Source organism: Ruegeria sp. BHSB064 (assembly GCF_059613205.1).
Genome location: NZ_JBXWSB010000261.1, coordinates 1 through 791 on the forward strand (window position 1 = coordinate 1; position 791 = coordinate 791).

Genomic DNA, 791 nt, shown 5'->3' on the forward strand with positions numbered 1-791 from the left:
CCGCACTGGTTGGGGTGAGCAGGTGAATTACTGGACCGATCCCGAAACCGCAGAGGTTGTGCAGGTGACGCGCTATCCCGGTTTTGACAGGATTCTGCGGGAACTTCACGTCAAACTGCTCTCGGGTCAAAGCATCATCTACAAGGCCGTGGCGGCAACCTCCATTGTGGTTCTGTTTCAGATCATAAGCGGGCTTATTACGTATAGACGTTTCTGGAAGGGTTTCTTCCGGCGGCCCAGACAAGGGGCCGACTCCCGATCATGGGCCGGCGCGATGCACCGGTTGACCGCTGTCTGGACAGCGCCCTTTCTCATTATCAGTGCTGTCACAGCCTTCTTTTTCATGTTGGGCGATTTCGGGATTGACGGTTTCAGGCCAAAACCTGAGCCGTCCGTTGAACGCGAGACCCGGTTACCACCCGACTTCGGGGCCGCCATCCTTGATCAGGCCGAAGCCCGCGCCCGCGAGGCCCTGCCCGGATTTGAAGCCCAAAGCGTGGCACTTCCTGTCAGGAAATCGGATGGTCTCAGCTTTTCGGGTCACCTGCCCAGCATTCCCGAGATCAGGGGGCCCAGCATCGTGACAGTTGATCCCGTGACATTCGAGATCCTGGGAGCCTTCACCCCGTATGACAACACGCACATTGCACGCTGGCGCCATGTGATAGATGAACTGCACTATGGCTATTGGGGTGGGATCTTTTCCAGGGGGCTCTGGATTGTTCTGGGGCTTGTTGCGACCGGTGTCGCGTTCACCGGCGCTTTGATTTTTGCCACCCGGCTGACCTCGG

Annotated in this window: 1 protein-coding gene; it reads left to right on the plus strand. The window is 58.0% G+C overall.

The window, feature by feature from the left end:
* Positions 1-791 (plus strand): PepSY-associated TM helix domain-containing protein (locus AC2FNU_RS24800; protein ID WP_496794323.1); only part of this gene is annotated, 791 nt, incomplete at both ends.